The following is a 24030-nucleotide window of genomic DNA, read 5'->3' on the forward strand; positions in this document are numbered from 1 at the left end:
TAGAAGCGATTCATGACATCCGCTGAAGAAAAACTCGCCGAACTCAACCAGCCGAGCCTGTGGTCCGGCATCAACGCCTACAGGTCCGATCCGCTGATCGTCGACCTCACGGGTTCGTTGCCGCGCGGCATTCGCGATGATCTCGACAATATGGGCCGCTACGTCACCTCGCCGGAAGCGCAGGAGCTGGCGCGCATGGCAAACCAGGGCGTACCGCAGCTGCGCACTCATGGCCCGCGCGGCGAACGGCTCGATGTCGTGGAGTTTCACCCGGCCTGGCACGCGCTGATGCGCCGCTCCATGTCCGTTGGTCTTCACTCGTCCGTCTGGGACCCGCAAGCCGATGCCGAGGCAAAGGACCAGGCGCACAAGATCCGCGCCGCCCGCTTCTATCTGTCGTCGCAGCTTGAGACCGGCCATCTCTGCCCGATTACGATGACGAGCGCATCTGTTGCCGCTCTCTCCGCATCGCCCGCCGTCCAGAAGGACTGGGCGCCGAGGATCCTGTCGCGCAAATACGATTCGGCCAACAAGCCGGCCATGCAGAAATCCGCCGTGACCATCGGCATGGGCATGACCGAAAAGCAGGGTGGCACCGATGTCCGCTCGAACACGACGTCTGCCGAAAAGGTCAGCGAAGGCATCTACCGTCTGTCGGGCCACAAGTGGTTCATGTCGGCGCCGATGAGCGACGCCTTCATCATGCTGGCGCAGACCAAGGAGGGCATGGGCTGCTTCCTGGTGCCGCGCCTGCTCGAGGACGGATCGGCCAACGGCCTGCAGTTCCAGCGCCTCAAGGACAAGGTCGGCAACCGCTCGAACGCCTCGTCCGAGGTCGAGTTCAGCGATACCTTCGGCTTCCTGCTGGGCGGTCCGGATGCCGGTGTGCGCACCATCCTCGACATGGTCACGCTGACGCGCCTCGATTGCGCGCTGGCATCCTCTGGCATCATGCGCGCCTCGCTGGCCGAGGCCGTGCACCACACGCGCGGCCGCAGCGTCTTCGGCAAGATGCTGGTCAGCCAGCCGATCATGACCCGCGTGCTTGCCGACATGGCGCTCGACGTCGCCGCCGCCACAGCCTTGTCCTTCCGCCTCGCCGACGCCTTCGACCGCGCGCGCGGCAGCGCCGAAGAGGCCGCCTATGCCCGCGTCATGACGCCGGTCGCCAAATACTGGTGCTGCAAGATCGCGCCGGCGCTCATCTATGAGGCGATGGAGTGCATCGGCGGCAGCGGCTATATCGAGGAACGCCCGATCGCCCGTCATTACCGCGAGGCGCCGGTGAATGCGATCTGGGAAGGCTCGGGCAACGTCATGGCGCTCGATGTCTTGCGTATCCTGAACCGCGGCAAGGATCTCTTCGAGACCGTCTTCGCAGGCCTTGCGAGGGATCTCGGCCCAGCCGGAAAGAAGACCATCGACGTGCTGCGTGCCGCCATGGCGCTTTGCGAACGCGACGAGGGTGCTGCCCGCCTCCTCGTCGAGCAGCTGGCGCTCGCGGCCGGTGCCGCTGAGCTTTATCGCCTGGGGGCAGGGCGTATCGCCGATGCCTTCATCGAAACCCGTCTCGCCGGCGGCTGGCGCTCTACATACGGCATGCTCGATAGCCGCTTCGACGCCAGCTACATCGTCGATCTCCTCTATCCGCCGGCATCCTGATGACGACAACGCTGCGCCAAGCCCGGCTCGACGATCTCGATGAGATCTACAACATCTCATTGGTCACGGGCGACGCCGGCCAGGATGCAACGTCACTGCATGGTGACGGCAAGCTCATCGGCCACATCTATTCCGCGCCCTATGTGACGCTCAGCGCTGAAACGGCCTTCGTGGCCGAGGATGCCGAAGGCGTCGCTGGCTATATCGTCGGCGTCTACGATACGCTTGCGTTTCAGGCTCAGCTTGAACGCGATTGGTGGCCGGCGCTGCGCAGCGCCTACGCTGATCCGCAAGGCGATCCCGAACTCTGGAATGCCGACGAAAAACGCATCGCCGCGATCCATCACCCTTCGTCGGCACCAGCAGCCATCATCGAGGCCTTCCCGGCGCATATTCATATGAACCTGCTGTCGCGTCTGCGCGGGCAGGGGGTGGGAACGAAGCTGCTCGACCTGTGGCTCTCGCAGGCAAGAGACGCCGGCGTGAAGTCCGTCCATCTCGGCGCCAGTGCAACGAATGCCAATGGTATCGGTTTCTGGGGCTCTCGCGGCTTTACGCGCCTCGGCCCACCGCTCGTCGAACCATCCGAGCGCACAGTCTGGTTCGGCCAGACGCTCTGATCGATGTCGCCGCTCGGCGACATTTGACTGCCCGCCGCGAATGGCCTGAAAACAATCCACAATCTTTCAAGGGGCTCGCCGTTGCCGGTTGGGGGCGGGGTTGTTACTCACCGATGAGTGACACATGAAATCCGAGTCCCTGATGCTGAATGACCCCATGCCTTTGACCCCCATCGCGAGCGCATCGCAGGCCGAACCGGAAAAGCGTGTGCGTGACCGTGGCGCGACTGAAAAGGCGATCCTCAACGCCGCCAAGGCGCTGCTTGCGGAAGAGGGGTTCCAGAATTTCGGCATCAACGCCGTGGCGCGCAAGGCCGGCTGCGACAAGCAGCTGATCTACCGCTACTACGGCGGCCTCAATGGCCTGGTCGACGCGATCGGCGCCGATCTCGGCACATGGGTGAAGGACCGCATTCCCGAGGATACCGGCGGCATGTTCCTGCTGACCTACGGCGACCTGATGGAGCGCCTGTCGCTGCTCTTCCTCCAGGCCCTGCGGGACGACCCGCTGATGCGCCGCATCGTCGCCTGGGAGGTGTCCGAAAATACCGAGCAGGTCCGCCGCCTCTCGGATGCGCGCTCCAAGGCGCTGGCCACTTGGCTGGAGCGCATGCGCGGCTCGCTGACGCCGCCCAAGGGCGTCGATGCCGTCGCTGTGAACGCGATTCTGATCGCCGCCATCCAGCATATCGTCCTTTCGGCATCGGCCGGCGGGCAATGCGCCGGTCTGGCGCTGAAGGCATCGAAGGACTGGGAGAAGGCGGAGCAGGCCCTGAAACGCATCGTTCGCGGCGTTTACGGCTGATCGGCGCTAAACTTTCCCACAGCCTCCCGCTTGGCCGTTAACCTTAACAAATGGTTTACGTTGCGCCAGAGTGCTTAAGAAGTCAGGTTACCAGACAGTTTCAAAGTTTGAGTTGTCTGGAACCATGCGAACCAAAATCGCGAGAATCATGTTCCTCGTTGCCGCGATGATGTTCTTTGCCGTGCTCGCGCTCGATATCGCGGTGCCGGCCCTGGTGCTGGGTTTGATGGCATTATCGACATGGCTGGTCTCGCTTGATCTGCCATTCGCAAAGCGACAAAGAGGGGCGACCGCATGAAGTGGTTCCTGATCTTCTGGGCCGGTCCGATCGTGTTTCTCGCGGGCTGGTATTGGCTATCCTACTACGACATGAGCTTCGGCATCTTCATGCTCACGCGCCAGGCCCATGACCTGACCTTCCAGGTCTACGCCAATATCCTCGGCATCCCCGCCGAAACCATCCCACCGCTAGTGGCCCGCGCCGTCGTTGTCGATAGCCTCGTGGTGTTCGTGATCATGGCTTTCCGCAGGCGCAAGAAGATCGCCGCTTGGTGGCGGGGACGTCAGGCGTCCGGTTCTTCGAGTGCTGCCCTTCCAAGCAAGGATAGCCTGTCCAGAGCGCCTTGAAGAATGAAGCTCGCAGCCGCCGAATCGATGCGTTCGGCCCGCTTGGCGCGTGACACGTCCATCTCCAGCAGCGCTCGTTCCGCGGCCACCGTTGATAGCCGCTCATCCCAGTAAACGAAGGGCAGGGCCGTCTTCTGCTCCATGTTGCGCACGAAGGCCCGCGTCGCCTGCACCCGTGGCCCCGCCGACCCGTCCATATTGACAGGCAGGCCGATGACGAAGGCCGCGACCTTTTCCTTCTCGGCGAAGCTCAGGAGCACCTCGGCATCGATGGTGAATTTCTCGCGCTTTATCACCGGGCGCGGCGTCGAGAATCGCCGGCCGAGATCCGACATCGAAAGCCCGATCGTCTTGGTGCCGAGGTCGAGCCCGGCGATTGCCTGTCCCGGCTGAAGGGTCGCCGCCAGTTCCTCGATCGTCAGCACGGTCATGGTCGCTTAACTCCGTCAAAAAAAATTGAAGCTGCCGCCGCTTTCCTTTGCCGCTGCATCGGATATGTCCATAACCGCCCCCACAAGCTTTTGCATTACATATTGCAAGGAGACATTTCATGAAGATCACTTGGCTAGGCCATGCGGCATTCCGCATCGAGACCGCGAAGGCAACCATCCTTCTCGACCCGTTCCTGACGCATAACGGCTCGTTCGCCGGCCAGGACATCAAGGATGTCACCGCTGGCGTTACCCACATCCTGTTGACCCACGGCCACGGCGACCACGTCGGCGACACCGTAGCCATCGCCAAGGAAACCGGCGCCGTCGTTCTCGCCAACGCCGATCTCGCCTCCTGGCTCGGCACCAAGGGCGTTTCGAAGATCGAGATGGGCAACACCGGCGGCACCGTTTCTCTCGGCGGCTTCTCGGCCACCTTCACCAACGCGCTGCACTCCTCCGCTCAGATCACCGAGGACGGCGTTTCCCACGCGCTCGGCAACGCCAACGGCCTGATGCTGCACTTCGACGACGAAGCCTCGATCTTCGCCATGGGCGACACCGACATCTTCTCCGACATGGCGCTGATCAACGAACTGCACCAGCCCGATATCGGCCTCGTCCCCGTCGGCGACCGCTTCACCATGGGTGGTGCGGTGGCGGCACTCGCCTGCCAGCGCTACTTCAATTTCAAGACCGCGATCCCCTGCCACTACGGTACTTTCCCGATCATCGACCAGACGCCGGAAAAGTTCGTCGCCGGCATGGAAGGCGCAAAGACCGAGGTGAAGGCGATCAAGCCGAGCGAAAGCGTCGTTCTCTGACGCATTGGCACTTCGCCCCGACTTGAAAGGGCGGAAATCTGAATGAACGAAAGGCCATGCCCGTTGCACACAGCGGGCATGGCCTTTATAGCGTGTGGGAAAATCCCATCCGGAGAATATGATGTCCGTCGACCTAGCCACCGTTAAGCGCGTTGCGCGCCTTGCCCGTATTGCCGTCTCCGAAGATGAGGCAAACCGCATGGTCGACGAGTTGAATGGGATCCTGGGCTTCGTCGAGCAGCTCTCCGAAGTCAATGTCGAAGGCGTCGAGGCGATGACCTCGGTCACGCCGATGCTGATGAAGAAGCGCACCGACGACGTCACCGACGGCAACAAGGCCGCCGATATCGTTTCCAACGCGCCTGTTACCGATCAGAATTTCTTCCTGGTGCCCAAAGTCGTCGAATAAGGCCTCGCGCCGCTTTCCGACCTCGTTGCCATTCAAGATTTGAAGCGAACCATCATGAGCGAACTCACCAGCCTGACCATTGCCGAAGCCCGCACCAAGCTGCGCGCCAAGGAGATCAAAGCAACCGAACTCACCGAAGCCTATATTTCGGCGATCGAAGCGGCCAACGACAAGCTCAACGCCTATATCAAGGTGACGCCTGAAAAGGCGTTGCAGATGGCCGAAGCCTCCGACGCCCGTCTTGCCAGCGGCAAGGGCGGCGAGCTCGAGGGCATTCCGCTCGGCATCAAGGATCTCTTCGCCACCGAAGGCATCCACACCCAGGCCTGCAGCCATATCCTCGACGGCTTCAAGCCGCACTACGAATCGACGGTCACGCAGAACCTGTGGGACGACGGCGCCGTCATGCTCGGCAAGCTGAACATGGACGAGTTCGCCATGGGCTCCTCCAACGAGACCTCGCATTATGGCGCGGTCATCAACCCCTGGCGCGCCGCAGGCTCGAACCAGCAACTGGTTCCCGGCGGTTCCTCGGGCGGCTCGGCCGCTGCCGTTGCGGCCCATCTTTGCGCCGGCGCCACCGCCACCGACACCGGCGGCTCGATCCGCCAGCCCGCCGCCTTCACCGGCACCGTCGGCATCAAGCCGACCTACGGCCGCTGCTCGCGCTGGGGCACGGTTGCCTTCGCCTCGTCGCTCGACCAGGCCGGCCCGATCGCCCGCGACGTCCGCGACGCCGCCATTCTCCTGAAGTCGATGGCCTCTGTCGACGCCAAGGACACGACCTCGGTCGATTTGCCGGTTCCGGACTATGAAGCCGTGCTCGGCCAGTCGCTGAAGGGCATGAAGATCGGCATCCCGAACGAATACCGCGTCGCCGGCATGCCGGAAGAAATCGAAACGCTCTGGCAGCAGGGCATCGCCTGGCTCAAGGATGCAGGTGCTGAGATCGTCAACATCTCGCTGCCGCACACCAAGTACGCGCTGCCAGCCTATTACATCGTGGCACCTGCCGAAGCGTCGTCGAACCTCGCCCGCTACGACGGCGTGCGCTACGGCCTGCGCGTCGACGGCAAGGACATTGCCGACATGTACGAGAAGACCCGCGCCGCCGGCTTCGGCAAGGAAGTCAAGCGCCGCATCATGATCGGCACCTATGTTCTCTCGGCCGGCTATTACGACGCCTATTACATCCAGGCGCAGAAGGTCCGCACGCTGATCAAGCGCGACTTCGACCTCGCTTTCCACGCCGGTGTCGACGCCATCCTGACACCCGCCACTCCGTCGTCCGCCTTCGGCATCGCCGATGAGGATCTGGCGTCCGATCCGGTCAAGATGTACCTGAACGACATCTTCACCGTCACCGTCAACATGGCCGGCCTTCCCGGCATCGCCGTCCCCGCCGGCCTCGACCACAAGGGCCTGCCGCTCGGCCTGCAGCTGATCGGCAAGCCGTTCGAGGAAGAAACGCTCTTCAAGACGGCCCACGTCATCGAACAAGCCGCCGGCCGCTTCACCCCCGCAAAGTGGTGGTAAGCGGACTGAAAATCAGAGACATGACGATCGCCGACCACATGCTGGTCGGCGAAGTCGGTTTTGCGGCAGGGAAGTGCCACGTATCTTAGATGCACCAAGTGGAGGAGAAGCTTATGGCATCGCAGATTACAGTGCTCGTCGAGGCCTTCGACCACTTGGCCGCCGCGGATTTCACGATGGGCGCGGAGTGGAAGACCGTGCACGATATCTGCCAGGCCCATGAAGGAGAACAGCCTTTCGATTGGGGGCACGCGCTCTGTCACCGCATCGAAGGCGATGACTGGAATGCCGGCTATTGGTATCGGCTGGCGGGCAAGACGGTCGCGACAGGTTCGTTTGCCGATGAGTGGGCCGCCATGCGCTTGGTATTGCTGGCCAAGTGAAAAAGGTACCGCATCCGGAGTTGCCGTGTCTCGGCCACCGGTTTTTCACCTCGGATTCGTCGGTCCACAAGTATCCAAATTGCTGATGCTGGTCGTCGCGGTATCTCGCTGGATTTTTATTTGGCGACCTGCTACGTGCGATTGAATTCCATTGGTGGATAACGCTTTGCCCGCAGGTCGTATTTCTATTATTGCCCCGACATACAATGAGTCGGGAAACGTCATTCCTTTCATCGAACGCACCAAGGCTGCCCTTCATGAAAAGGATTGGGAGATCATCTTCGTCGATGATAACTCTGCCGATGGAACGGCGCAGAAAGTCTTCGACTACGCTGCGCATGATCCGCGCATACGCATTATCACCCGCCTCCAGGATCGAGGCCTTGCGAAGTCGAGTATCCAGGGCATGCTCTCTGCAAAGGGCGGGCTGCTGTGCGTGATGGACGTCGATGGCCAGCATGATCCTGAAGTGGTCAAGGATCTGGTCGATCGACTGCATCAGGATAATTTACATATCGTCAGCGCCGCACGCCGGTTGGGCGACGAGCGCCAGGCGGACGCATTGTCGCCGGTGCGCAATACTTTGTCGAAGGTTGGCAACTGGTTGAGCAGCTTCGTCCTGGGACGCCAGCTGGTCGACCCGCTGACTGGCTTCTTCGTTATCAGGCGCGAGGCGTTCCTGGGAATTGCACCGCAGCTTGGCGACGCGGGCTTCAAGCTTCTTCTCGATATCCTCTATTCGCGCAAGGATTTGCGTCACGCCGAAGTGCCTTTTGATTTCCAGGCGCGGCTGAGTGGCGAATCCAAGCTCGACAGCTACGTGATCTGGAAATTCGTCACCTTCCTGCTCAGCAAGATGACACGCGGCATCGTGCCTGCGAACCTGATTTCCTTCCTGTTCGTTGGAGGCTCGGGTCTCTTCGTTCACTTGGCGGTTCTCTACAGCGCGCTGGCGCTTTCCGTGCCCTTCATGGCGGCGCAGACCGTGGCGACGCTGGTAGCCGCCACCAGCAACTTCCTGCTCAACAACCTGCTGACCTTCCAGGATCGCCGGCTGCGCGGCATGAACAAGTTCTGGGGCTATCTGAAGTTCCTGTTCGTGTCCTCTGTCGGCATTGTCGCCAATGTTTCGGCCGCAACCCTTGCCTATGAACGGCTGGTGCACGTGGTCTTCCTTGCCACGCTCGCGGGCATCGCGATCGATACGGTGTGGAAGTTCGTGATCGCCAACAAGTTCATCTGGAAGTAGGCGAGGCCACCCATGCAGTCCAAGACCGTGGATGCTGCAAAGCCTCTCTGGATCATCCTCTCGATCGTCGTCTGCCTGCTGGTGTTGTGTCAGCTCATGCATCAGTCGATGTTCTTTGATGGCGCCATCTACGCCAGCATCGCGCGCAACTTGGCTGAAGGCACTGGATCGCCTTGGCGACTGCAGTTCTCCGAGACCTTATTTTCGGTCTTCTCGGAACATCCGCCTCTGATGATGTGGCTCGAGGCCATTGGTTTTCGTCTGTTCGGCGATACGATCGCCGTTGAGAAATGTTTCTCGCTGATGACGTTGATCGCCAGCGGCTTCATTCTGCTGAAGATTTGGCAGCGATTGCACGCAAACGATCCCGAGCTTCGGTGGGCAGGCCCCATGGCCCTAGCCATGGCACTCGCCGCCGGACGTGTCAGCTGGGCCTTCACCAATGGCATGCTCGAAAACCTGCTGATCGTTTTCACATCGCTCGCGATCTACTGTGTTGTCGTCGCTTACGACGGCGCAGGCCTCAGGAGCACCATATCGCGCTCCGTCTTGATGGTTGCTGCAGGAGTTTTGGTGGCTTTGGCCTTGATGACCAAAGGCTTGGTCGGCCTGTTCCCTCTCGCAACACCGGGGATATGGTGGCTGGCATTTCGCCGTCGAAATCTGGTCTCCTTCATCGTCGACACATTTGTCATGACGGCGACGGTAATCGTTTTCTTTGCCGCTCTCTGGCAGTTCGACGACGCCCGGGGGGCGATCGAACGCTATCTCTCCATACAGTTGCTGCCCAGCTTGACTGGACAACGCGGAAGCGGCGGCGGCCATTGGAGTGCCGTGCGCGCCTTCGTACGCGTCAATGCCTATCCGGCGATCGTGATGTTGATTGTTCTGCTCTGCGACCGGCGCTGGGGAAATCGCCCGGAATTGTCTCGCGATCTGAAGCAGGCGCGTCGACAAACTGCCGCCTTCCTGGCGCTCGTGGGCTTTTCCGCCTCGCTGCCCTTGCTCGTGAGCCCACGCGTCGCCAGTTTCTATTTCAATCCTTCGTTGGCCTATTTTGCGTCGGCATTCGCGGTTGCGAGCGCACCGGCCGTTATTCGAGCTCTCAAGGCAATGAATGCGCGCTCGTATCGTCGTCTGACGATCGGCTTGGCTGCGGCGCTTGCGTTGAGCGTCATTCTCGTCGGTTTCAACATCGGTCGCCCTGGCACGGATGCAGCTACGATCGCGAACGCTGCAGCCATCGCGGACCATGTCTGCCCGACAACGGGCGCGTGCGAACGTGTCGTCACTGTCTGTGGCGCTGCGGCCGAAGATTGGGCGCTTTACGGCTATCTCGAGCGTTGGCATAAAGTCAGCCTTGCGCCCATGGACGCCGAGACAGGCAACTATATGGTGGTTGACGATAGCTGCCGCGACCGGGTTGCCGGCTACCGCGATACAGGTGTCCAGCTCTCGAAATATCGGCTGCTTCAACGCTGAGGTGTGAAAACGGCGCCACCTGAGCGGCGCCGTTTCGCTGTCATCGGTTGTCGAGCTGCGAGCGAACCAGCCGCAAGCCGCGTTCGGTGATCCGATATGGCTGCCCGGTCTGCGATCTGATCGCCTTCAGCCGTTTGAGCTTTCGAAAGAGCTCGAGGTCGAAGCCTGGGTAGAGCCAGCCGTCGCGGGTGAGGCAGTTGACGGCCTCGATCTTGTGTCTGTCGTCGCGTTCGATTTCGATGCGGCCGCCTTGGGCCAGCAAGTGCAGGATGCGCTGTTCGGCGCGTGAAATATCCATGGAGATGTTGATCCGGTCTCGCGCCGTTTAAGGCGCACAAAAACGATCTGGCGTCCGAATGGGACGTCAGGGCTTCGTTCTCGTCAGGCCCATGCGCGCAAGAAAACTTGCGGGCAGGGCCTTTACCGGGTCTCTGATTGCGAGCTCAACATGAGGGTTTGATAGGCTTCGACCCCGTCGGCGTCAAGGTCGGCGCCAAGCGAGCTCCATCTTTCGCAATGCGGGATAAGCTGCGCCTGGCGTTACGGAAGGCTTTGAGATGGCCCGATTCGGTGGTTTACTTTCCTGGGTGTTTCGGAGGTTCTGATTGATCACTATTCGCAATGCCCATGAGGGCGAAGCCGAGGTTTTGAGCGAGATCGGCCTGCGCGCCTGGCAGAAGGCGATGGCGCCGATCGGCGAGGCGGATGCGATGGCGTCGGCTGCCCGCAGCGCTTTCATGAATTTCGCCGAGACCCGCTGGCTCACCATCACCGTTATCGAATGGAACGGCCATACGGCCGGATGGGCAGCGCGTGAAAATCTCGACGAGACGATTTCCGACTTCTGGATCGATCCGTCGTTCACCGGCCATGGCCTCGGTTCGGCGCTGCTGCAGTCGATCGAGAAGGAAGTGGCGGAGCAGGGGCTCGATAGCGTCATGATGCAGACCCACGCCGAGAACAACGAGGCGATCGCCTTCTTCAAGAAGAACGGCTATTCAATTCACTGGCTGTCGGTCGCCTATAATCCCAAGCTCGACCGCGACGTTCCCTCGGTTGGGCTATCGAAGCCGGTGTCATCGCCGGGCGATGGTCCCTACGGCGCCTTCTAGATCAGCCCAAGCATCCTGGCTGTGATGCCGGAGACGAGCGCGACCACGGCAAGCAGGTGAAAAACGCAGATCGCCATGAGTTCCGAGCGAAACGGCTCCTTGCGGGTCTTGTGGCGCAGTAGCTGCTGGGCGCTGACCGCCCCAGGGCTGCCGGCAAGGAACGCAAGCGTCAGAAGCGTCTTTTCGCTGATGCGCCACTGGCCGTAGCGCGCGGCCTGCTTGTCGACGAAGTAGATTGTAAACACCAGCCCGTTCCAGGCTGTGAACAGTCCGATGATTTTGGCGAGATCGGTGAGAGGCATTGGTGAAGTTTAGCGGCGGCCCGTTAACAACCGAAAAATGCCCGGTGTGCGGCCCGCATTGGCCGAGACCATGCCGAAAGCCTTGCACCGGAAGGTCATTTCCGTTACCTCACCAGTTGAATAAGATAGCCTCAAAAGAGCATTTCCATGACCCTTGTCGACGTTCGCACGCCTGATCCGAAACGCTTCATTCCCGGTGCCACTGGCGATTGGGAAGTCATCATCGGCATGGAAGTCCATGCGCAGGTGCTGTCCAATTCGAAGCTGTTCTCCGGCGCTTCGACCGAATTCGGCAAGCCGCAGAATTCCAACGTCTCGCTGGTCGATGCCGCCATGCCCGGCATGCTGCCCGTGATCAACGAGGAATGCGTCGCCCAGGCGGTCCGCACGGGTCTCGGCCTGAAGGCGCAGATCAACAAGCGCTCGATCTTCGACCGCAAGAACTACTTCTATCCCGACCTGCCGCAGGGCTATCAGATCTCGCAGTTCAAGGATCCGATCGTCGGCGAGGGCCAGATCGTCATCTCGCTCGGCCCGGATCGCCAGGGCCAGTTCGAGGATATCGAGATCGGCATCGAGCGCCTGCATCTGGAACAGGACGCCGGCAAGTCGCTGCACGACCAGCACGCCACCATGTCCTATGTGGATCTGAACCGTTCGGGCGTCGCCCTGATGGAAATCGTCTCCAAGCCGGACATGCGCTCGTCGGATGAGGCCAAGGCCTACATGACCAAGCTGCGCTCGATCGTGCGCTATCTCGGCACCTGCGACGGCAACATGGACGAAGGCTCGATGCGCGCCGACGTCAACGTCTCCGTGCGCCGCCCGGGCGAAGGCTTCGGCACGCGTTGCGAGATCAAGAACGTCAACTCCATCCGCTTCATCGGCCAGGCGATCGAATACGAAGCCCGTCGCCAGATCGCCATCCTCGAGGATGGCGGCGTGATCGATCAGGAAACCCGCCTGTTCGACGCCGGCAAGGGCGAGACGCGCTCGATGCGCTCCAAGGAAGACGCGCACGATTATCGCTACTTCCCGGACCCCGACCTGCTGCCGCTCGAATTCGACGACGCCTATGTGGCGAACCTCGCAGCCGACCTGCCGGAACTGCCTGACGACAAGAAGGAGCGCTTCGTGCGCGAACTCGGTCTCTCGATCTACGACGCCTCCGTGCTCGTGTCGGAAAAGGCGATCGCCGATTACTTCGAAGCCGTTGCCGAAGGCCGCGATGGCAAGATGGCTGCCAACTGGGTCATCAACGACCTCTTGGGCGCCTTGAACAAACTCGGCAAGGATATTGAATCGACTCCGGTTTCCGCCGCTCAGCTCGGTTCGATCATCGACCTCATCAAGGCTGAGACCATCTCCGGCAAGATCGCCAAGGACGTGTTCGAAATCGTTCTGGCCGAAGGCGGAGACCCGGCCGAGATCGTCGAAAGCCGCGGCATGAAGCAGGTCACCGACACCGGCGCCATCGAAAAGGCCGTGGACGAGATCATCGCTGCCAACCCGGATCAGGTCGCCAAGGCGCAGGCCAAGCCCGCTCTCGCCGGCTGGTTCGTCGGCCAGGTGATGAAGTCGACCGGCGGCAAGGCCAACCCGCAGGCCGTCCAGGCTCTGGTCAAGGCCAAGCTCGGCATCGTCGAGGAATAGGTCATCCGGCATCGCCGAAAAGTGTGAAGCGGTTTTCGGATAGCCGATGCCGGAAGGAAGAAAATGGTCTACTTCGTCCGCACCGCCAGCGAGCGCGATCTCGACAAGGTTCGCGCTCTCTTGGTCGAAACCTTCCATGCGACCTACGACGCGCTGCTTGGCGCGCCGAAGGTTGATGAACTGGTCGCGACGCTCTTCTCGCCCGCGGCGTTGAAGACGCGCATGGCAAACAAGAACGCCGAATTCCTGGTGGCCGATGACGGCAAGGAGATCGGCGGCGTCGGCTATGCGGCCATGTCCGGCGAGATGACCAAGACGGTCATGCTGCATCTGCTCTACGTCCGCCCCTCGCTGCAGCGCGAGGGCATCGGCCGCGATATCTTCGCCGAGCTCGAAACCTGCTTTCCGGCAGCCGAAATCATGCGGCTCGAGGTCGAGCCGCGCAACGAGGCGGCGATCACGTTCTACCACCGGCTCGGCTTCACCGATGTCGGCCAGAGCGAAAACAACGGCCCTGGCCAATCCGGCATCCCGGCACTGATCCTCGAAAAACCGCTCGCCAGCTATTGAAGCGTATCCCATGGCCCCACAGATCATCATTCGCGAAGCCCGCCGGGACGATCTGAAGGCATTGATCGCCATGTTCGCTGCCGATGATATCGGTGGGCACGGCGATACGGTTTCCGAAGACGCGCTGCCGGATTACGAGCGCGCGTTTAAGACTATCGCGGCCTCTCCCGACCAGACGCTCTACGTCGCCGAACTGGCCGGCGAAGTAGTCGGCACCTTCCAGACCGCGATTCCCACGACGCTGACCGGCCGCGGAACGTCCTTCATGATCATCGAGGCCGTGCAGACGCGCGGTGATATGCGCGGGCAGGGCATCGGCGCCCGGATGATCGAATTCTGCATCGAAAAGGCGAGGGCGCGTGGCCTGCCGCGCGTGCAGCTCATCTCCAATGCCAAGCGCAAGGATGCCCATCGCTTCTATGAGCGGCTCGGTTTCGAGCCCTCGCATCTCGGCTTCAAGATGGCGCTGAAATGAACCCTTTTGCCTTCGGAATCACTGGACAACAGACGCTGCTGGCGGCATAAGCGAAGGATCGAATTCTGGTCCCGCTTGCTCCCAAGGCAGGCACAAGGAAAAGACATGAAAACTCTCCTCCTGCAAATTTTCACCTGGTGGAACGGTCAGACGATCGGTACCCGCTTTGCGACCTGGCGTTTCGGCAAGCGCGTCGGCGAAGATGAATTGGGCAACATCTACTACGAAGGCGGCACCACCTCCTTCGGCCTTCCGCGCCGTTGGGTGATCTACAAGGGCTACGCGGACGCTTCGGCTATCCCGCCGGGCTGGCACGGCTGGATGCACTATCGCACCGACGTACCGCCCTCCAAGGAGACCTATGTCGCCAAGGAATGGCAGAAGGGACACCGCGCCAACCCGACCGGTTCGCCGCAGGCTTACCGTCCGCCGGGCTCGCTCGCCGTTGCCGGCGAACGTCCGCGCGTCACGGGTGACTATGACGCATGGACGCCCGGCAGCTGATCGCAGCCAGTCCGGCCCGGTTTTTGGCCACAATTGACCTATACCCGCAGAATGGCCGCAGACACTGCGGCCTTCTATTTTTGAAATGCGGTGGAGACGGAAAGATATGAAGCTTCTCACGCGGAACCCCGTCCTGCGTGCCGCCGGCATTGCTCTGGCGCTTGGCTCGTCCTTCCTGCCGCAGACGGTTCTCGCCGCCCGCATCGACAATCCTGTCGCCGTCTTTTCCGGCCTCGACAAGATCACCGGCCGCATCACCACCTTCGACGTCTATGTGAACGAAACCGTCCAGTTCGGCGCCCTGCAGGTGACGCCAAAGGCCTGCTATTCGCGCGACCAGAGCGAAGTGCAGAAGATCGACGGTTTCGTCGAAGTCGACGAGATCACGCTGGATCGCAAGATTCGCCGCATCTTCACCGGCTGGATGTTCGCCGACAGCCCCGGCCTCAACGCCGTCGAACACCCGATCTATGACGTCTGGCTAAAGGACTGCAAGGCGTCGTCGGACGTGCCTGCGCCCGACGCCAAGACGAACTAACCCTCGGAGATTACGCCGAGGGCTTCTTGCGGGAGAACAGTCCCTTGAGGGCCCGCAATAGCGCTGCTCCCGCGACAAGAACAATCACGCCGGCCTTCTTGAAGAAAACGGCCGCCATTGCGAGCAGTCCGACTTTGGCGGCGACCTTCGCGCCGGCTCCGGCCGCGATCATGCCTGCCATGCCGTAGGCCGCCAGCTTGTCTCCGCTTTCATAATCCTTGTAGGTCTTGCCGCTGTCGAACTTGACCATGGTCAGGACGTCGGGGACGGCGGACTGGATTTCCTTCAGCTGGTCCATTCCCGCCACGAAATTGAACATGAAGACGCCTTCGCGCCCAAAGACGCGCACGGAATAGTTCAGCGTGTGTGGCTGACTCATGTCGTCGCCGAAGATGAGATCGCGCGCCCAGTGCAGCGCATGCGCGGATTGGTCGTAGTGCGGGGGCGAAGCCCAGCCGACGAGCGTGATCTTCTCAAATCCCTGCTTCTCGCGTTCCGGATTGGTTTCCGCGATCGAGTCCTTGATGTTGCGGAGCAGTTCGTCGTAGTCGGTGGATGCGGCATCCACGTCGGAGACGTAGCCGTCAGCACTGTATTCGACGACAGAGCCCCACGACCCGCCTTCAACGGGAGCGTATTTGGCGGGGAAGACCATGCCCATCGTTCCTTCGCCCGCTTGTGGCGGATTGCCCCAGATGTCGACGATTACGCGGCGCGCGTCGGCAGGGCTGAGATAGTAAAATTGCTCGGGAATATTGAGGGTGGCATTCGCGCCCGGAATCTTGATCGCGCCTTGCTGAAAGTCGATCTTTTCCAGGATGGCCTTGTCGGCATCTCCGAAACGATCCGCACCCGGAAACATCTCCTGATATGGCTTCGCCTCAGCCAGGGTTGCTGCCAGAACGAAGAGGGACGTCAGTGCGGCAATTTTCAACTTCATGAACAATACTCCCGTTAAAGGCGCGACAATAGGCGACTTGGAAGTAACGTCAACGTGAACGTGTATTTTATTATGCAAAAGACAGATGCGGCGATTGCATCGCCGTGGCGAGCATGTGCTCGTATTCGTCCTTCGGAACGTCGATGGCGCCGAAGGTCTTCAGGTGCTCGGTGGTGAACTGGGTGTCGAGCAACACGAAACCCTTCTCCTTCAGCCGCTCCACCAGATGCACGAGGCAGATCTTCGAGGCGTCGGTACGCCGCGAGAACATGCTCTCGCCGAAGAAGGCGGCACCCAGCGACACGCCGTAAAGCCCGCCCACAAGCTGATCGCCATCCCATGCCTCGACCGTATGGGCGTGTCCCATGCGAAAGAGCGATGCGTAGAGCGACCTGATCGTCTGGTTGATCCAGGTGCTCGGACGACCTGACGTCTCCTCCGCGCAAGCGGCGATCACGGCCTCGAAGTCATGGTCGAAGCGGATATCGAACGGTTTGCGCCGGATGGTCTTGGCGAGGCTTTTGGAGACGTGGAAATCATTAAGCGGCAGAACGCCGCGAAGATCGGGCTCGACCCAGAAGATCTCGGGATCGTCAGCCGATTCGGCCATCGGGAAGAGGCCGATGGAATAGGCGCGCAGGAGAATTTCCGGTGTGATGCCTGGAGATTTCCTGCGCGACCCTGCCATTGCGGTTAAGCCGGCTTGCTGGCCAGATAGTTTTCCAGCCAGTGGATGTCGTAATCGCCGTTGGCGATGTCCTGATTGTCGACCAGATCCTGGAAGAGCGGCAGCGTCGTCTTGATGCCGTCGACCACGAACTCGTCAAGCGCACGACGCAGACGCATCATGCATTCGACGCGGGTGCGGCCGTGCACGATGAGCTTGCCGATCAGGCTGTCGTAATAGGGCGGGATCTTGTAGCCCTGATAGACGCCCGAATCGATACGCACGCCAAGGCCACCCGGCGCATGGAAATGCGTGATCGTGCCGGGCGAGGGCACGAAGGTGCGCGCGTCCTCGGCGTTGATGCGGCATTCGATGGCATGGCCATGGAAGTGGATCTCATCCTGCGTGACCGACAGACCGCCACCGGAGGCGACGCGGATCTGTTCGTGCACCAGGTCGATGCCGGTGATCGCTTCGGTGATCGGATGCTCGACCTGAAGACGGGTGTTCATTTCGATGAAATAGAACTCGCCGTTTTCGTAGAGGAACTCGATCGTGCCGGCGCCGCGATACTTCAGCTTCTTCATGGCGTCGGCGCAGACCTGGCCGATCTTCATGCGCTGCTCGACGTTGAGGGCAGGCGAGTTGGCTTCTTCCCAGACCTTCTGGTGGCGGCGCTGCAGCGAGCAGTCGCGTTCACCAAGATGGATGGCATTGCCTTCGCCGTCGCCGAACACCTGGATTTCGATGTGCCGCGGCTTGCCGAGGTACTTTTCCATGTAGACGGCTTCGTTGCCGAATGCGGCGGCCGCTTCGGTACGGGCCGTAGACCAGGCCTCGATCACGTCGTCAGCGCTCTTGGCGACCTTCATGCCGCGTCCGCCACCACCGGCGGTCGCCTTGATCAGCACGGGATAACCGATTTCGGCGGCCGTCTTGATGGCCTCTTCCTCGGTCTTCACTTCGCCGTCTGAGCCGGGAACCACCGGGATGCCGAGTTCCTGCGCCGTGGTCTTGGCGGTGATCTTGTCGCCCATGATGCGGATGTGTTCCGCGGTCGGGCCGATGAAGGTGATGCCGTGCGCTTCGAGGATCTCGGCGAACTTGGCGTTCTCCGACAGGAAACCGTAGCCGGGGTGTACAGCGTCGGCGCCGGTGATCTCGCAGGCAGCAACGATCTGATGAATGTTCAGATAGCTGTCGCGCGACGGCGGCGGGCCGATGCAGACGCTTTCGTCGGCCAGGCGCACATGCATGGCGTCGGCATCGGCGGTCGAGTGAACGACGACGCAGGGAATACCGAGCTCCTTGCAGGCACGAAGCACGCGAAGGGCAATTTCCCCGCGGTTGGCGATGAGGATTTTCGAGACCATGACGTTCGCCTTATTCGACGACCACGAGAGCTTGGCCGTATTCGACGGGGCTGCCGTCCTCGACAAGAATTTCAACGACCTTGCCCGACTTCGGGGCGGGGATCTGGTTCATCGTCTTCATCGCTTCGATGATGAGCAGCGTCTGGCCTTCCTTGACCGTCGCGCCAACTTCGATGAATGCGCGCGCGCCCGGAGCCGGTGCCATGTAGGCGGTGCCGACCATAGGAGCGGAAACCGTGTTGGCCGGGTTGCGGGCCGGTGCGGCGGAAGCGGCAGGCGCTGCTGCGACTGGTGCTGCAATCGCTGCCGGAGCGGCGGCGTAGGCAGGGGCACCCATCGGCGCCTGGATATACTGCGTGTTGCCGGCGCGCGAAACGCGGATGCGCAGATCGTCCTGCTCGACTTCAATCTCGGTCAGATCCGTGTCGTTGAGGATGTTCGCGAGATCGCGGATCAGTGCCTGGTCGATACCGTTCTTTTTTTCAGCCATGAGTTTTGCCCTGTCTTTTTATGCGGTGACGTTCTTTAGCGCATGGAGCGCCAGAATGTAGCTATATGGTCCGAAGCCGGCGATGACACCCTTCGCAGCGGGCGCGATCATCGACTTGTGGCGAAATTCTTCCCGCGCATGCACGTTGGAGATATGGAGCTCTACAACGGGAATGGAAATGGCGCGGATCGCATCATGTAGCGCAACCGATGTGTGCGTATAGGCGCCGGCGTTGATCGCAACGCCGATGGCCTTGTCGCCGGCTTCGTGCAGCCAGTCGACGAGCTGACCTTCATGGTTGCTTTGACGGAAATCGACATCGACGCCAAGCTCTCGCCCGGCCGACTTGCAGTCCGCCTCGATGTCCTGAAGCGTCTTGCCGCCGTAAATGCCGGGCTCTCTTTTGCCGAGCATGTTCAGGTTTGGCCCGTTCAGGACGAAAATGGTTTGCGTCATCGAGTGTTCCGTCAAATGTGCGAGGGCAACCTATAGACTCACCAAAGGCTTAATGAAAGCCCTTTGGACAAGGCATCAGGAATCGCGCCACATTGTCCACATGGCTGAAGCACCGGGATTTTGGCAATTTGATGGGGGCCGGCTCAGCAGCTGGTCTTGCCGCAGGTCCGCATGTTCTTGACCTTGGTCTCGAGGTCGTCGTAGCCGACCGCGCCCTGCACCAGTTCGTTGCCGATCACATAGGACGGCGTGCCTGTGATACCGAGGTTCTGCGCCAGTGAGTAGGTTTCCTGCACGGAGGCGTCGCTCGGGCTCTTGGCCATCTCCGCCCGGATCTGCTTTTCGCTGACACCGAGAGACTGAGCCGCTTCGATAGCGCTCGCCTCGTCGGCGCGTCCGTCGCTGCCGAGAAGCGCTACGTGGAACTTGCTGTACTTCTCCGGAGCGATCTTGCGGAAGGCGTCCGACACCTTGTGGGCGGCAACCGATTCAGGTCCGAGGATCGGGAATTCCTTGAGCACGAAGCGGACGTTCGGGTCCTTTTTCAGCATGGTCTGCATGTCGGTAAGCGCGTGGCGGCAGTAACCGCAGTTGTAGTCGAAGAACTCGACGATCGTGACGTCGCCCTTCGGGTTGCCGATCGTCATGTCGTATTTGGAATCGAAGATCGTCGCCTTGTTCTCCGAGATCGTCGCATTGGCCTTCACCAGGCGCGCAGTCTCCTGCTTCTTCTGCAGGGCGTCCTGCACGTCGAGCATGATCTCCGGGTTCTCAATCAGATACTGCTTGATGAACTCGCCGAACTCCTTCTTCTGCGCATCATCGAGCGCAGCGGCCGGCTGGGCGGAGACTACGGAGGCGGTCAGCGCGAGCGCCGTGAAGATTTTCGGGAGAATGGCCATGATATCCTCGTCTTTGCAGGTGATTTTGGTCGTTCAATGCTTCGGGTATCACAGTCCCATGATCGGAACGCAATGCGAAGCAACAAAAATACGGCGCATTCCGGCGTATTGAAACAGGAATTCTCGTGTTCGTTATCTGGTCGCGGGATTGTGAAGATCTCACTAATGCGGCATTTGTCTGGCCGCAAATCGAAGTCGAAAGAGCAGAGCAGTTGTTTTCCATTTCCAAGCGCAGTGCAGTCGAGCCGTTTCACGCAATGGATGTTTTGGCGGAAGCGACGCGGCGGCGCGCAAGTGGCCGGCCAGTAATATCAATGGCCGTCGGCCAGCCCTCGCATCCGGCGCCTCGCGCCGCACTTGATGCGGCGAAGGCAGCCCTGGAGGATGGCAGGATCGGCTACACCGATGCGCTGGGTACTGTGAGCCTGAAGCAAGCGCTTGCAGCGAATTACCGCGAGCGCCACGGCCTGGACATCGATCCGGCGCGCATCGCGATCACGACAGGCTCCTCCGCGGGCTTCAACCTCGCATTCCTGTCGCTCTTCGATGCCGGTGATGCGGTGGCGATCGCCAGGCCCGGCTATCCCGCATATCGCAACATCCTCGGCGCGCTCGGCCTGCGGGTCATCGAGGTACCCGTCACCGCCGAAACGCATTTCACGCTGACGCCGCAAAGCATTGAGGCGGCCCAGAAGAAAAGCGGCGTCCGCGTGAAGGGCGTTCTGCTCGCAAGCCCGGCAAACCCGACCGGCACCTTGACCGGCCGCGAGGCGCTTGCCGAGCTGGCGGAATACTGTTCGGCAAACTCGATCGCTTTCATTTCCGACGAGATCTATCACGGGCTCATCTTCGCGGGCGAGGAGACAAGCGCGCTCGAACTGACCGACGAAGCGATCGTCATCAATTCGTTCTCGAAATATTATTGCATGACCGGCTGGCGCATCGGCTGGATGGTGCTGCCCGATCGTCTCGTGCGCCCGATCGAGCGGGTCGCCCAGAGCCTCTACATCTCCGCGCCGGAGCTGTCGCAGATCGCCGCGACCGCAGCGCTTGGCGCTTCCGCCGAGCTCGATGTCTACAGGGCAAGCTACGCTGCCAACCGCGATTTCCTGATGCGGCGTCTCCCAGACATGGGCCTTACGATCGCCTCGCCGATGGATGGTGCCTTCTACGCTTATGTGGATGTGACGCGCTTTACCAACGACAGCATGGAATTCGCCAAGCGGATGCTGACCGAGATTGACGTCGCCGCGACACCAGGCCTCGACTTCGATCCGCTGGAAGGGCACCGCGCCATGCGCATGTCCTACGCAGGCTCCGAAGCCGAGATCGCCGAAGCGGTCGATCGCATGACGGGCTGGCTCAAAGCGGGCTGATTTCAAGGCGCTGCAGGCGTTTCCTGACTGATTTTCTGAGCGCCTTGAAAAAGCATTGTGAAGGGCAGGTCGGCCGTCTAGGCCGGCTTGCAGTTCTCGCGATCGAGCTGCGAAACCATTGCAAGCAAGGTTTCCGAAACCGGTGTCGGCACCGAAGCGAGCCTCCCGAGAACCACGACCATGCCGACCAGCGGCGTGATTTCGAGTGCCTTTCCGGCAAGCAGGTCCTGCAGCATCGAGGTGCGGACAGGGCCGATTTGGCTCGCCTGTTCGAGCCGCTCTTCGACGGACATGCCGACATTGGCCCCAAGCGCCTCGCCAACCGCCTTGACCTCCTTCATCACCTTGCCGATCTGGTCGCTGACCGCGACGTCGGCCATGAGGTCGGACATGGTGGAGCGCGTCAGCGCGCTGATGGGGTTGAACGAAGCATTGCCCATCAGCTTGCTCCAGATGTCGTTGCGGATCTCCGGTGACAGCGTGATGTTGAGATCTGCCTTCTGCAGCAGAGCCTGGATGGCCTCGAGATCAGACGTGATTTCGCCCGACGGCTCGCCCAGGATGAAGCGGCCCTTGTTGCTGAGCTTGATATGACCGGGTTCGCTCACTTCCGCGCCCTGATGCGCGACGCAACCGATGACCCGGTGTGGGCCGACAAGTCTCCAGAGCGCACCGCCTTCATCAAGTTCCTCGAATTGCAGTTCGGCGAATTCGGGATGGTCGTCGCGGTGGAAGTACCACCACGGAATACCGTTGAGGATCATCAGAACGCGCGTGCCGTCCTTCAACAGCTTCGCCATCCCCTCGGCGGCAGCGCTGAGCTGATGTCCCTTGAGCCCGGTGATGACCAGATCCTGCGGCGGAAGATCGGCGGGATTGTCCGTGGCCACCACCTTTACATTGAGGGGCGTTTCGGAACCCGCTTCATGCAGCGTCAGACCCTCGCGGCGGATGGCATCGAGATGCGCTCCGCGCGCGATGACCGACACCGTGACGTCGCTTCCAAGCGACGACGGCGCGATCTTGGTGGCGATCATCCCGCCCAGCGCGCCGGCGCCAAAAATGCAGATGGTCTTGATGGTCATGAAATCCTATCTCCGCAATCACTTGAAAGCGGTAGAGATAGGCTATCCGGCCTCGAAGGCGAATGATTTTTTGGTGTTCAGCGATCGCCCGGCAGCAACTCGCTGCGACGCAATTCGTCGATCGCGCTCACTGCGTCCTCTGCCGACCATCCGGCCTTCAGAGCAGCGGAAATCATCCGCAACTCGGCCTCGGCCTCGATCTGCAGGAAGAGCGGCTCCAGCGCTTCCTGGGCGGTCACGACATGGTCTTTCGGAGGGGCTATCGACTGGCTGGAAGCGAGCATAGGCATCTGCGCGGTACTCCTCTCTTTATGGGCAGGCGGGCTTTCATTTGAAAAGGTATTTTGACTGGCTTGAATCGACCTAATGCGCCAACCTCAAAAAAGGTTCCGGATAAATTTTAGAAAAGCCTGCATCTTGTTCTTTCGCCCCGCCTCTGCCTTCTTGCGCCCATAGGCTGATGCGCGATTCGGGTCCCGATAAAGCGGTGGAGCCCACGAAAGAATGCGCACGAAGGAGATTGCGATGACGAACGCCAAGCCCGGGATTTCCGAGATGCGGCCCAGAATTTCGGTGATCGGCGTTGGTGGTGGCGGCGGCAACGCCATCAACAACATGATCGCGGAAAGCCTCGAAGGCGTTGAATTCATTGCCGCAAACACCGATGCGCAAGTGCTCGCGACCTCGAAGGCCTCGCGACGCATCCAGCTCGGCGCGCATGTGACCGAAGGCCTCGGCGCCGGTTCGCTGCCCGAGATCGGTCGCGCCGCCGCTGAAGAATCGATCGACGAGATCATGGATCACCTGGCCGGCTCGCACATGTGCTTCGTCACCGCCGGCATGGGCGGCGGCACCGGCACGGGTGCCGCACCCGTGATCGCGCAGGCGGCCCGCAACGCCGGCATCCTGACGGTCGGCGTCGTCACCAAGCCCTTCACCTTCGAAGGCAACCGCCGCATGAAGACGGCCGACGCTGGCATCGAGGCGCTGCGCCAGGCTGCCGATACCGTGATCGTCATCCCGAACCAGAACCTGTTCCGCATCGCCGACGCCAAGACCACCTTCGCCGACGCCTTCATGACCGCTGACCGCGTGCTGTTCGCAGGTGTCGGCTGCATCACCGACCTGATCGTCAAGGAAGGCCTCATCAACCTCGATTTCGCCGACGTGAAGTCGGTCATGCGCGGCATGGGCCGCGCCATGATGGGCACCGGCGAAGCATCGGGCGAAGAGCGCGCGATGAAGGCGGCGGAAGCCGCGATCGCCAACCCGCTGCTCGACGACATCTCGATGCGCGGAGCCAAGGGCGTGCTGATCTCGATCTCCGGCGGCTCCGACATGACGCTGTTCGAGGTGGATGAAGCCGCAAGCCGTATCCGCGACGAGGTGCAGGACGATGCAGATATCGTCGTCGGTGCGATCTTCGACCGCAATCTGGATGGCAAGTTCCGCGTCTCGGTCGTCGCTACGGGCCTCGATGGCGCGGGCGCCGGTGTCGCTCCTGTCCAGCAGGGCGCGACCATGGTCCCAGGCCTCCCGCCGCGCACGCTGCAGTAAGC

At 61.2% G+C, this 24030-nt stretch carries 30 protein-coding genes; 19 read left to right on the forward strand and 11 right to left on the reverse strand.

What is annotated here, in order from left to right:
- Positions 1-12 precede the first annotated feature (12 nt).
- From ACIQUB_RS05625 to ACIQUB_RS05645, 5 genes are all read left to right on the forward strand, one after another.
- Positions 13-1662, forward strand: coding sequence for an acyl-CoA dehydrogenase family protein (locus tag ACIQUB_RS05625; RefSeq protein WP_113237087.1), 1650 nt, complete (start codon positions 13-15; stop codon positions 1660-1662).
- Complete coding sequence (locus ACIQUB_RS05630) at positions 1662-2282, forward strand: GNAT family N-acetyltransferase (protein WP_113237088.1); 621 nt, start codon at positions 1662-1664, stop codon at positions 2280-2282. The genes ACIQUB_RS05625 and ACIQUB_RS05630 overlap by 1 nt, the downstream gene beginning before the upstream one ends.
- Positions 2283-2424: 142 nt before the next feature.
- Positions 2425-3087 carry a TetR/AcrR family transcriptional regulator gene (locus tag ACIQUB_RS05635; protein ID WP_113237158.1) on the forward strand — a complete coding sequence of 221 codons (663 nt, stop codon included), beginning with the start codon at positions 2425-2427 and terminating at the stop codon, positions 3085-3087.
- A 148-nt stretch (positions 3088-3235) separates the two neighbouring features.
- Complete coding sequence (locus ACIQUB_RS05640) at positions 3236-3385, forward strand: hypothetical protein (RefSeq protein WP_018900168.1); 150 nt, start codon at positions 3236-3238, stop codon at positions 3383-3385.
- Positions 3382-3714 carry a DUF6105 family protein gene (locus ACIQUB_RS05645; protein WP_113237089.1) on the forward strand — a complete coding sequence of 111 codons (333 nt, stop codon included), beginning with the start codon at positions 3382-3384 and terminating at the stop codon, positions 3712-3714. The genes ACIQUB_RS05640 and ACIQUB_RS05645 overlap by 4 nt, the downstream gene beginning before the upstream one ends.
- On the opposite strand, the gene ruvX is transcribed toward ACIQUB_RS05645, so the two are convergent.
- A complete protein-coding gene (ruvX, locus tag ACIQUB_RS05650; RefSeq protein ID WP_113237090.1) occupies positions 3651-4145 on the reverse strand; it encodes a Holliday junction resolvase RuvX in 495 nt (164 codons plus the stop codon). The genes ACIQUB_RS05645 and ruvX overlap by 64 nt on opposite strands.
- Before the next feature lie 119 nt (positions 4146-4264).
- Between ruvX and ACIQUB_RS05655 the strand changes: the two genes are divergently transcribed.
- The 6 genes from ACIQUB_RS05655 (at position 4265) to ACIQUB_RS05680 (ending at position 10028) form a co-directional block, all read left to right on the forward strand.
- Positions 4265-4969: a metal-dependent hydrolase gene (locus ACIQUB_RS05655; protein WP_113237091.1), complete on the forward strand. Its 705-nt coding sequence runs from the start codon at positions 4265-4267 to the stop codon at positions 4967-4969.
- A gap of 121 nt (positions 4970-5090) precedes the next feature.
- Positions 5091-5378, forward strand: coding sequence for an Asp-tRNA(Asn)/Glu-tRNA(Gln) amidotransferase subunit GatC (gene gatC, locus ACIQUB_RS05660; RefSeq protein WP_113237092.1), 288 nt, complete (start codon positions 5091-5093; stop codon positions 5376-5378).
- Between the two features lie 54 nt (positions 5379-5432).
- A complete protein-coding gene (gatA, locus tag ACIQUB_RS05665; protein WP_047510034.1) occupies positions 5433-6914 on the forward strand; it encodes an Asp-tRNA(Asn)/Glu-tRNA(Gln) amidotransferase subunit GatA in 1482 nt (493 codons plus the stop codon).
- 113 nt (positions 6915-7027) lie between these two features.
- A complete protein-coding gene (locus tag ACIQUB_RS05670; protein WP_113237093.1) occupies positions 7028-7297 on the forward strand; it encodes a hypothetical protein in 270 nt (89 codons plus the stop codon).
- Positions 7298-7463: 166 nt separating this feature from the next.
- On the forward strand, positions 7464-8546 hold the full coding sequence (locus ACIQUB_RS05675) for a glycosyltransferase (protein WP_113237094.1): 1083 nt from the start codon (positions 7464-7466) through the stop codon (positions 8544-8546).
- A 12-nt stretch (positions 8547-8558) separates the two neighbouring features.
- Positions 8559-10028, forward strand: coding sequence for an ArnT family glycosyltransferase (locus ACIQUB_RS05680; RefSeq protein WP_402928838.1), 1470 nt, complete (start codon positions 8559-8561; stop codon positions 10026-10028).
- A gap of 40 nt (positions 10029-10068) precedes the next feature.
- Here the strand turns inward: ACIQUB_RS05680 and ACIQUB_RS05685 are convergent, their stop codons facing one another.
- On the reverse strand, positions 10069-10326 hold the full coding sequence (locus ACIQUB_RS05685) for a YjhX family toxin (protein WP_113237096.1): 258 nt from the start codon (positions 10324-10326) through the stop codon (positions 10069-10071).
- 307 nt (positions 10327-10633) lie between these two features.
- On the opposite strand from ACIQUB_RS05685, the gene ACIQUB_RS05690 reads away from it, so the two are divergent.
- On the forward strand, positions 10634-11140 hold the full coding sequence (locus ACIQUB_RS05690; protein WP_113237097.1) for a GNAT family N-acetyltransferase: 507 nt from the start codon (positions 10634-10636) through the stop codon (positions 11138-11140).
- Here ACIQUB_RS05690 and ACIQUB_RS05695 read toward each other — a convergent pair.
- Positions 11137-11442 (reverse strand): DUF1294 domain-containing protein, encoded by a 306-nt coding sequence (locus tag ACIQUB_RS05695; protein WP_113237098.1) that lies wholly within the window; start codon positions 11440-11442, stop codon positions 11137-11139. The genes ACIQUB_RS05690 and ACIQUB_RS05695 overlap by 4 nt on opposite strands.
- Before the next feature lie 147 nt (positions 11443-11589).
- On the opposite strand from ACIQUB_RS05695, the gene gatB reads away from it, so the two are divergent.
- The 5 genes from gatB (at position 11590) to ACIQUB_RS05720 (ending at position 15182) form a co-directional block, all read left to right on the forward strand.
- Positions 11590-13095: an Asp-tRNA(Asn)/Glu-tRNA(Gln) amidotransferase subunit GatB gene (gatB, locus tag ACIQUB_RS05700; RefSeq protein WP_113199593.1), complete on the forward strand. Its 1506-nt coding sequence runs from the start codon at positions 11590-11592 to the stop codon at positions 13093-13095.
- Between the two features lie 63 nt (positions 13096-13158).
- Positions 13159-13665, forward strand: coding sequence for a GNAT family N-acetyltransferase (locus ACIQUB_RS05705; RefSeq protein ID WP_113237099.1), 507 nt, complete (start codon positions 13159-13161; stop codon positions 13663-13665).
- 10 nt (positions 13666-13675) lie between these two features.
- Complete coding sequence (locus ACIQUB_RS05710) at positions 13676-14140, forward strand: GNAT family N-acetyltransferase (protein ID WP_113237100.1); 465 nt, start codon at positions 13676-13678, stop codon at positions 14138-14140.
- A gap of 105 nt (positions 14141-14245) precedes the next feature.
- The gene (locus ACIQUB_RS05715; protein ID WP_113237101.1) at positions 14246-14644 is read left to right on the forward strand and encodes an NADH:ubiquinone oxidoreductase subunit NDUFA12; all 399 of its coding nucleotides are present in this window, start codon (positions 14246-14248) and stop codon (positions 14642-14644) included.
- A 106-nt stretch (positions 14645-14750) separates the two neighbouring features.
- Positions 14751-15182 (forward strand): DUF2155 domain-containing protein, encoded by a 432-nt coding sequence (locus ACIQUB_RS05720; RefSeq protein WP_113237102.1) that lies wholly within the window; start codon positions 14751-14753, stop codon positions 15180-15182.
- Between the two features lie 10 nt (positions 15183-15192).
- Here ACIQUB_RS05720 and ACIQUB_RS05725 read toward each other — a convergent pair whose 3' ends face one another.
- From ACIQUB_RS05725 to ACIQUB_RS05750, 6 genes are all read right to left on the reverse strand, one after another.
- Complete coding sequence (locus tag ACIQUB_RS05725; RefSeq protein ID WP_113237103.1) at positions 15193-16122, reverse strand: DUF2167 domain-containing protein; 930 nt, start codon at positions 16120-16122, stop codon at positions 15193-15195.
- A gap of 70 nt (positions 16123-16192) precedes the next feature.
- The gene (aat, locus tag ACIQUB_RS05730; RefSeq protein ID WP_113237104.1) at positions 16193-16810 is read right to left on the reverse strand and encodes a leucyl/phenylalanyl-tRNA--protein transferase; all 618 of its coding nucleotides are present in this window, start codon (positions 16808-16810) and stop codon (positions 16193-16195) included.
- Positions 16811-16815: 5 nt separating this feature from the next.
- Positions 16816-18162 (reverse strand): acetyl-CoA carboxylase biotin carboxylase subunit, encoded by a 1347-nt coding sequence (gene accC, locus ACIQUB_RS05735; protein WP_018900150.1) that lies wholly within the window; start codon positions 18160-18162, stop codon positions 16816-16818.
- A gap of 10 nt (positions 18163-18172) precedes the next feature.
- Complete coding sequence (accB, locus tag ACIQUB_RS05740) at positions 18173-18652, reverse strand: acetyl-CoA carboxylase biotin carboxyl carrier protein (RefSeq protein ID WP_113237105.1); 480 nt, start codon at positions 18650-18652, stop codon at positions 18173-18175.
- An 18-nt stretch (positions 18653-18670) separates the two neighbouring features.
- Positions 18671-19108, reverse strand: a complete 438-nt coding sequence (gene aroQ, locus ACIQUB_RS05745; protein ID WP_047510061.1) for a type II 3-dehydroquinate dehydratase — start codon at positions 19106-19108, stop codon at positions 18671-18673.
- Positions 19109-19251: 143 nt separating this feature from the next.
- Complete coding sequence (locus ACIQUB_RS05750) at positions 19252-20010, reverse strand: DsbA family protein (protein ID WP_112941509.1); 759 nt, start codon at positions 20008-20010, stop codon at positions 19252-19254.
- A gap of 212 nt (positions 20011-20222) precedes the next feature.
- On the opposite strand from ACIQUB_RS05750, the gene ACIQUB_RS05755 reads away from it, so the two are divergent.
- Positions 20223-21386 (forward strand): aminotransferase class I/II-fold pyridoxal phosphate-dependent enzyme, encoded by a 1164-nt coding sequence (locus tag ACIQUB_RS05755; RefSeq protein WP_113237159.1) that lies wholly within the window; start codon positions 20223-20225, stop codon positions 21384-21386.
- 77 nt (positions 21387-21463) lie between these two features.
- On the opposite strand, the gene ACIQUB_RS05760 is transcribed toward ACIQUB_RS05755, so the two are convergent.
- Together ACIQUB_RS05760 and ACIQUB_RS05765 are read right to left on the reverse strand one after the other, a co-directional pair.
- Positions 21464-22471: a 2-dehydropantoate 2-reductase gene (locus tag ACIQUB_RS05760; RefSeq protein ID WP_113237106.1), complete on the reverse strand. Its 1008-nt coding sequence runs from the start codon at positions 22469-22471 to the stop codon at positions 21464-21466.
- 77 nt (positions 22472-22548) lie between these two features.
- Positions 22549-22761: a hypothetical protein gene (locus ACIQUB_RS05765; protein WP_026283302.1), complete on the reverse strand. Its 213-nt coding sequence runs from the start codon at positions 22759-22761 to the stop codon at positions 22549-22551.
- 235 nt (positions 22762-22996) lie between these two features.
- Between ACIQUB_RS05765 and ftsZ the strand changes: the two genes are divergently transcribed.
- Positions 22997-24028 carry a cell division protein FtsZ gene (ftsZ, locus tag ACIQUB_RS05770; protein WP_051110811.1) on the forward strand — a complete coding sequence of 344 codons (1032 nt, stop codon included), beginning with the start codon at positions 22997-22999 and terminating at the stop codon, positions 24026-24028.
- Positions 24029-24030 lie beyond the last annotated feature (2 nt).

Source organism: Rhizobium sp. NPDC090275, assembly GCF_044772225.1.
Lineage (GTDB): Bacteria > Pseudomonadota > Alphaproteobacteria > Rhizobiales > Rhizobiaceae > Rhizobium.

What these genes read in the sequence shown, in the direction of transcription:
- ACIQUB_RS05710 (WP_113237100.1), top strand. Translation starts at nt 13,676, where the DNA reads ATGGCCCCACAGATCATCATTCGCGAAGCCCGCCGGGACGATCTGAAG.
- ACIQUB_RS05685 (WP_113237096.1), bottom strand. Translation starts at nt 10,326, where the DNA reads ATGGATATTTCACGCGCCGAACAGCGCATCCTGCACTTGCTGGCCCAA.
- ACIQUB_RS05670 (WP_113237093.1), top strand. Translation starts at nt 7,028, where the DNA reads ATGGCATCGCAGATTACAGTGCTCGTCGAGGCCTTCGACCACTTGGCC.
- ACIQUB_RS05695 (WP_113237098.1), bottom strand. Translation starts at nt 11,442, where the DNA reads ATGCCTCTCACCGATCTCGCCAAAATCATCGGACTGTTCACAGCCTGG.
- ACIQUB_RS05715 (WP_113237101.1), top strand. Translation starts at nt 14,246, where the DNA reads ATGAAAACTCTCCTCCTGCAAATTTTCACCTGGTGGAACGGTCAGACG.
- ACIQUB_RS05630 (WP_113237088.1), top strand. Translation starts at nt 1,662, where the DNA reads ATGACGACAACGCTGCGCCAAGCCCGGCTCGACGATCTCGATGAGATC.
- ACIQUB_RS05725 (WP_113237103.1), bottom strand. Translation starts at nt 16,122, where the DNA reads ATGAAGTTGAAAATTGCCGCACTGACGTCCCTCTTCGTTCTGGCAGCA.
- aroQ (WP_047510061.1), bottom strand. Translation starts at nt 19,108, where the DNA reads ATGACGCAAACCATTTTCGTCCTGAACGGGCCAAACCTGAACATGCTC.
- ACIQUB_RS05765 (WP_026283302.1), bottom strand. Translation starts at nt 22,761, where the DNA reads ATGCCTATGCTCGCTTCCAGCCAGTCGATAGCCCCTCCGAAAGACCAT.
- accC (WP_018900150.1), bottom strand. Translation starts at nt 18,162, where the DNA reads ATGGTCTCGAAAATCCTCATCGCCAACCGCGGGGAAATTGCCCTTCGC.
- ACIQUB_RS05720 (WP_113237102.1), top strand. Translation starts at nt 14,751, where the DNA reads ATGAAGCTTCTCACGCGGAACCCCGTCCTGCGTGCCGCCGGCATTGCT.
- gatC (WP_113237092.1), top strand. Translation starts at nt 5,091, where the DNA reads ATGTCCGTCGACCTAGCCACCGTTAAGCGCGTTGCGCGCCTTGCCCGT.
- ruvX (WP_113237090.1), bottom strand. Translation starts at nt 4,145, where the DNA reads ATGACCGTGCTGACGATCGAGGAACTGGCGGCGACCCTTCAGCCGGGA.
- ACIQUB_RS05640 (WP_018900168.1), top strand. Translation starts at nt 3,236, where the DNA reads ATGTTCCTCGTTGCCGCGATGATGTTCTTTGCCGTGCTCGCGCTCGAT.
- ftsZ (WP_051110811.1), top strand. Translation starts at nt 22,997, where the DNA reads ATGACGAACGCCAAGCCCGGGATTTCCGAGATGCGGCCCAGAATTTCG.
- aat (WP_113237104.1), bottom strand. Translation starts at nt 16,810, where the DNA reads ATGGCAGGGTCGCGCAGGAAATCTCCAGGCATCACACCGGAAATTCTC.
- ACIQUB_RS05750 (WP_112941509.1), bottom strand. Translation starts at nt 20,010, where the DNA reads ATGGCCATTCTCCCGAAAATCTTCACGGCGCTCGCGCTGACCGCCTCC.
- ACIQUB_RS05680 (WP_402928838.1), top strand. Translation starts at nt 8,559, where the DNA reads ATGCAGTCCAAGACCGTGGATGCTGCAAAGCCTCTCTGGATCATCCTC.
- ACIQUB_RS05705 (WP_113237099.1), top strand. Translation starts at nt 13,159, where the DNA reads ATGGTCTACTTCGTCCGCACCGCCAGCGAGCGCGATCTCGACAAGGTT.
- gatA (WP_047510034.1), top strand. Translation starts at nt 5,433, where the DNA reads ATGAGCGAACTCACCAGCCTGACCATTGCCGAAGCCCGCACCAAGCTG.
- ACIQUB_RS05645 (WP_113237089.1), top strand. Translation starts at nt 3,382, where the DNA reads ATGAAGTGGTTCCTGATCTTCTGGGCCGGTCCGATCGTGTTTCTCGCG.
- ACIQUB_RS05625 (WP_113237087.1), top strand. Translation starts at nt 13, where the DNA reads ATGACATCCGCTGAAGAAAAACTCGCCGAACTCAACCAGCCGAGCCTG.
- ACIQUB_RS05760 (WP_113237106.1), bottom strand. Translation starts at nt 22,471, where the DNA reads ATGACCATCAAGACCATCTGCATTTTTGGCGCCGGCGCGCTGGGCGGG.
- ACIQUB_RS05635 (WP_113237158.1), top strand. Translation starts at nt 2,425, where the DNA reads ATGCTGAATGACCCCATGCCTTTGACCCCCATCGCGAGCGCATCGCAG.
- ACIQUB_RS05655 (WP_113237091.1), top strand. Translation starts at nt 4,265, where the DNA reads ATGAAGATCACTTGGCTAGGCCATGCGGCATTCCGCATCGAGACCGCG.
- accB (WP_113237105.1), bottom strand. Translation starts at nt 18,652, where the DNA reads ATGGCTGAAAAAAAGAACGGTATCGACCAGGCACTGATCCGCGATCTC.
- gatB (WP_113199593.1), top strand. Translation starts at nt 11,590, where the DNA reads ATGACCCTTGTCGACGTTCGCACGCCTGATCCGAAACGCTTCATTCCC.